Below are 4,618 nucleotides of genomic sequence, written 5' to 3' on the forward strand. Positions count from 1 at the left end.
AAGGACTACCTTCTCGCGGAGAAACGCGAACTGGTCGAACAAGTTGCGTCTACTGGTTCCTGGGCAGCTAAAGAATTGCTTGGCTTCAAGATTGAAGATGAATTTCCTCGAATGAAGGACGAACAATTGGCCGATAGATTTTTTCTTGGCGACGTCGACACATTGCGAGCAATACGCAGGGGATATTCAGGATTTTAGGCATGAGGCGATCAACCGTGTTCCTCTGAGCACCCATCCTGCAAACGAGCTGGAACCGCTACAAATCGTTCTTGTACGCTGAAGAGGGCGCTAACGAATCGGGCTCATGATGCGAAGAATCGAGTGCCGATGTGCCCACGGGATAGGCGAGGAGGTACGGAATGACGGTTCCGCTCCGATGTGAGCCACTGCTCCGCCGACAGATCGACTGACGGTATTGGGTCGGAAGCAGCCCTACACCACCACCTCCGTCCGACTAACCACCTCCTTCAACCCCATAAACGACCGTATCTGCCGCACCCCCGGCAGATACAGCAGCTGCTCCGCATGCAGCCGCGTAAAGCTCTCTGAATCCCGCGTGCGGATCAGCAGGAAGTAATCAAACTCCCCCGTCACCAGGTGGCACTCCATGCAGCCGGAAATGGTCTGCGCGGCCTTCTCGAAGGCGGCGAAGGACTCCGGCGTCGAGCGGTCCAGCACCACGCCGATCAGCACCATGGTGCCTGCCCCCAGCGCGTGCGGATCGAGCAGCGCGACCACCCCCCGGATCACCCCCGCAGTCTTGAGCCGCTCCACCCGCCGCAGGCACGCGGCCGGGCTCAGGTTCACACGCTTGGCCAGCGTCACGTTGCTGATGGACGCGTCTTTCTGCAGGGCGCGCAGGATGGCGCGGTCCGTCCTGTCCAGCTCGGGCGGCGGGGCGGTTGGCTTGGGTTCGGCCTTGGTTCTTGCACGCAATTTTGTTGCCATGGAACGCATCTCTGCACAATTTCAGATACCAGCGTACCCGATTCTGCGTGCCATGATGCGTGAAGGCGCCCATCTTCACAACCCTGTTTCGTGCGTTGTTCCCTAGCATTGGGACATCAATCCAGCTGGAGAACCCGCATGAACCTGCAACGCTTTCCCCGCCATTCGCTCACCTTCGGGCCGACGCCCATCCAGGCGCTGCCGCGCTTGTCCGCGCAACTGGGCGGCAAGGTGGATATCTACGCCAAGCGGGAGGACTGCAACAGCGGCCTCGCCTTCGGCGGCAACAAGACGCGCAAGCTGGAGTACCTGATTCCGGAGGCGCTGGCGCAGGGCTGCGACACGCTGGTCACCATCGGCGGCATCCAGTCGAACCACACGCGGCAGGTGGCGGCGGTGGCGGCGCATCTGGGCATGCGCTGCGTGACGGTGCAGGAAAACTGGGTCAACTGGTTCGACAGCGTGTATGACCGCGTGGGCAACATCCAGCTCTCGCGCATCATGGGTGCGGATGTGCGGCTGGTGGATGCGGGCTTCGGCATCGAGTTCAAGGAGAGCTGGGAACAGGCGCTGGAAGACGTGCGCCGCGCGGGCGGCAAGCCGTATGCGATTCCGGCCGGCGCGTCGGACCACCCGCTGGGCGGCCTGGGCTTTGTCGGCTTTGCGGAGGAGGTGCGCGAGCAGGAGAAGGCGCTCGGCTTCAAATTCGACTACGTGATCGTGTGCTCGGTCACGGGCAGCACGCAGGCGGGCATGGTGGTGGGCTTTGCCGCCGATGGGCGCGCGAACCGCGTGATCGGCATCGATGCCTCGGGCACGCCAGACCAGACGCACGCACAGATCCTGCGCATCGCCCGGCAGACGGCGGACAAGGTGGACCTCGGCCGCGACATCACCGCGGCTGATGTGGTGCTCGACACGCGCTATGCGTATCCGGAATACGGCGTGCCGTCACAGGAGACGCTGGACGCCATCCGCCTGTGCGCCCGCGCCGAGGGCATGCTGACCGACCCGGTGTACGAGGGCAAATCGATGCAGGGCATGATCGACCTGATCCGCCGGGGCGAGATTCCGGCCGGCTCGCGCGTGCTGTATGCGCACCTGGGCGGCGTGCCGGCGTTGAACGGCTACAGCTTCCTCTTCCGCAACGGCTAAGGCACGGCTTTTCGTGGCGCGCGCCTTGGGCGGCGCAACGCCTTCTTAGTTGAACGGCGGGATTGCGTGCGCCTGCGCGGTGGCGGCCAGCGGCGCCCTCTCCTTGACCGGCTCAGCCGCCTGCCGGGCCCGCTTGCGCGACCCAGGCGGCGGCGGTGATGCCCCGCGCTGGCTACGCCCAAGCACGCGCTGCATCAGGCAGAACACGCACAACAGCACGCCGATGGCGATGCGCGCCCACCACGAGCTGAGCGTGCCGTCAAAGGTGATCAGCGACTGGATCACCCCCAGCAACAGCACCCCCACCACGCTGCCGCTGATCAGCCCCACGCCGCCCGTGAGCAAGGTGCCGCCGACCACGGTGGCGGCAATGGCATCCAGCTCCATGCCCTGCGCATGCAAGCCGTAGCCGGACAGCATGTAGAACGTGAGCACCACCCCGCCGAGCGCCGAGCAGAAGCCGCTCAGCACGTAGACGAGAATCCGGGTGCGTGCCACCGGCAAGCCCATCAGCAGCGCGGAGCGCTCGTTGCCGCCCACCGCGTAGACGGTGCGGCCGAAGCGGCTGAAGTGCGCCAGCCAGACGGCCCCGGCAAAGACCGCCAGCGCGATGAGCACGCTGGGCGACACATAATTGCCGCCCCCGAGCAGGATCTTGTGCTGCGACAACGCGGTGTAGGTGGGGTCCGTGATGCTGATGGAGTCGATGCTGATCAGGTAGCACAGCCCCCGCGCCAGGAACATGCCGGCAAGCGTAACGATGAAGGGCTGAATCTTGAACACCTGGATCATCACGCCCATCACCAGCCCAAACCCGCAGCCGCTGGCAAGCACGAACGGGATCACCACGCCGATCGGCCAGCCGTGATGCTCGACCAGCGCAGCGGAAATCATGGTGGTGAGCGCCACCACCGCGCCCACCGACAGATCGATGCCGCCCGACAGGATGACGAAGGTCATGCCGATGGCAACGATGATCAGGAAGGCGTTGTCGATCAACAGATTGAGGAACACCTGCACGCTGAAGAAGCCGGTGTAGCTGACCGACCCAAAGCCGAACAGCAGCGCGAACAGGAAGAGCGTCACGTAAAACGGCAGGCGCCGTGGGTTGATCTTCATGGCTGCGCCCCCGCGTTGCGGCGTTGAAGGACCATCGAGCGGAACGGCGCCGATTGCGCCAGGCACACGGCAAACACCACCGCCGCTTTCACCACCAGATTGACCTCCGGCGGCACGCCCATCGAGTAGATGGCATAGGTGAGGGTCTGGATGATCAGCGCCCCGAGCACGCTGCCCCACAGGCTGAACTTGCCGCCGGCAAGCGAGGTGCCGCCGAGCGTGACGGCCAGGATGGCATCCAGCTCCAACAGCAGCCCCGCGTTGTTGCCGTCCGCGCTCTTCACGTTGGAGCAGATGATCAGCCCGGCAACGCCGGCCATCGCGCCGCAGAAGCCGTAGATGCCGAACACGAGCGCCTTGGTGTTCAGCCCGGCCAGCCGCGCGGCGACCGGGTTGATGCCGACGGCTTCAATGAACAGGCCCAAGGCCGTCCGGTGCAGCAGCACCAGCAGCAGCGCCAGCACGCCGGCGACGATGAAGAGCCCGAACGGCAGCCCGAACAGGTAGCCGTTGCCAACGAAGAAAAACGGCTCGTAGTAGACCGTGATGATCTGGCCGCCGGTGATGAGCTGCGCCACGCCGCGCCCGGCCACCATCAGGATCAGCGTGGCGATGATCGGCTGCATGCCCGCACCGGCCACCAGCAGGCCGTTCCACAAGCCGCACGCGAGCGCGGCGCCCACGGCAGCGAGCAGTGCAATCACCAGCGGCACCTTGGTCACGTAGACCGGCACGCCGTTCTGGACTACCAGCGTGCCGCCGATCAACGAAGCGGCAATGGCGCCAGAGATCGCCACCACGGCGCCGACGGAAATATCGATGCCGCCCACCGCGATCACCAGCGCCATGCCCAGCGCCACCAGCATCAGCGGCGCAGCGCGATTGAGGATGTCGATCACGCTGCCGTACAGGTGCCCGTTCTTGATCTCAAGGTGGAAGAAATGCGGGTTGAACGCGGTGTTGAGCAGGCACAGCAGCACCAGCGTGAGGCAGGGCCAGAACAGGCGGTGGCGGGTGAGCGCGCCTAGGCGGGTGAGATGGGTGGAATGGCTCATGCTGCGCCTCCGGTGGCCGAGGTGGTGTCGGCATGACTGGTGGGCATGTCCCCGCCGGCAATCACATGGCACAGATTGTCTTCGGTGACGTCCGTGCCAGCGAGTTCGCCCACCTTCTTGCGATCGCGCAGGATCGCCAGCCGATGGCTCATGCGCAGCACCTCGGGCAGTTCGCTGGAAATGAACAGGATCGCCATGCCCTTGCGGCACTGGGCGCTGACCAGATCCATGATGTCGAGCTTGGCCGCGATATCGATGCCCCGCGTGGGCTCGTCGAGGATCAGCATGGCCGGGTCGGTCGCCAGCCAGCGCGCCAGCACGGCCTTCTGCTGGTTGCCGCC

5 protein-coding genes and 1 pseudogene are annotated in these 4,618 nt (G+C 64.9%); 2 read left to right on the forward strand and 4 right to left on the reverse strand.

Going from position 1 to position 4,618, the window contains the following annotated elements:
• On the forward strand, positions 1–198 hold a 198-nt coding region (locus QZ609_RS24800; RefSeq protein WP_295500602.1), incomplete at its 5' end, for a hypothetical protein.
• Positions 199–432: 234 nt separating this feature from the next.
• Here the strand turns inward: QZ609_RS24800 and QZ609_RS24805 are convergent.
• A complete protein-coding gene (locus QZ609_RS24805; RefSeq protein WP_295500605.1) occupies positions 433–948 on the reverse strand; it encodes a winged helix-turn-helix transcriptional regulator in 516 nt (171 codons plus the stop codon).
• Positions 949–1,086: 138 nt separating this feature from the next.
• On the opposite strand from QZ609_RS24805, the gene QZ609_RS24810 reads away from it, so the two are divergent.
• A complete protein-coding gene (locus QZ609_RS24810) occupies positions 1,087–2,103 on the forward strand; it encodes a 1-aminocyclopropane-1-carboxylate deaminase (RefSeq protein ID WP_295500608.1) in 1,017 nt (338 codons plus the stop codon).
• A gap of 45 nt (positions 2,104–2,148) precedes the next feature.
• On the opposite strand, the gene yjfF is transcribed toward QZ609_RS24810, so the two are convergent.
• The 3 genes and pseudogenes from yjfF to QZ609_RS24825 all read right to left on the reverse strand — a co-directional run.
• Positions 2,149–3,222: a galactofuranose ABC transporter, permease protein YjfF gene (gene yjfF, locus QZ609_RS24815; protein ID WP_295500610.1), complete on the reverse strand. Its 1,074-nt coding sequence runs from the start codon at positions 3,220–3,222 to the stop codon at positions 2,149–2,151.
• Entirely contained in the window at positions 3,219–4,277 is a 1,059-nt protein-coding gene (locus QZ609_RS24820; protein ID WP_295500613.1) for an ABC transporter permease, read from the reverse strand. Before QZ609_RS24820 ends, yjfF begins: the two co-directional genes overlap by 4 nt.
• A pseudogene (locus QZ609_RS24825) lies at positions 4,274–4,618 on the reverse strand (sugar ABC transporter ATP-binding protein); the annotation flags it as partial. The pseudogene QZ609_RS24825 and the gene QZ609_RS24820, both read right to left, overlap by 4 nt.

Origin of the sequence: uncultured Ralstonia sp. (assembly GCA_913056305.1) — a bacterium.
GTDB lineage: Bacteria > Pseudomonadota > Gammaproteobacteria > Burkholderiales > Burkholderiaceae > Ralstonia.